The organism is Prevotella sp. HMSC073D09, assembly GCF_001814145.1.
GTDB classification, from domain to species: Bacteria; Bacteroidota; Bacteroidia; order Bacteroidales; family Bacteroidaceae; genus Prevotella; species Prevotella conceptionensis.
Genome location: NZ_KV815060.1, coordinates 46,816 through 47,565 on the forward strand (window position 1 = coordinate 46,816; position 750 = coordinate 47,565).

Here is a 750-nt window from a genome sequence, read left to right on the forward strand (position 1 = left end):
TCGAAAAGTGCGTTTTCTCGCCATGACAATGTTCTGGCAAGCTCGACATCGTTCATTTGGCTTAGCGAAAACGCTCTTATTATATAATCATGTGTAAAACGATGATGAATGGTAAAAACACATTCGCTACAAACACATTTCGCGCACATCTATCCACCATCCGTTCTGGCAATAGTTTTTAGAAGACAGTTAGTTACATGCCGAAGTTGTTTTGACGTTTAATCTTTCTCCAAATGGAGAAACGTGTAGCACAAGTCAACTCAAGGGCTTATAAACTCACTAAGACCCAACAATTCCCGAAGACTTCAACTGGCCAGCTCACCAACTAATTAACTCGCAAACTCACAAGTTCTTCAACTCACAAATTCATCAACCCAAAAGCTCACCAACCCAAAAGACCATCAACTTACAACCTCATCAGCTCAAAAGCCCATCAACTCTAAAACTTAAATTATTATCTTTTATTTTACAATATCGCTCAAATTTTCGCTCCGTTCTAGCAAAAATATTGGTTATAAAGTCGGTAAAAAGCCACTATTTCTACCCTTTCATGCCTTGGGGGTTGTCTATTTTTAAGCCTAGAACCTGCATTTTGCACCATTTTGCCTTTCTAGTTTGGTTGCCAACTCATGATTTTTGAAGCCCGATTACCCACTTTTAGCCCCTAAAACCCCACTTTTTTATGGCCATTTTGCCTTTTCGAACTATGTTTTTAGTGGTTCTAAAAGGTTTTGTTTATACAATTGCTAT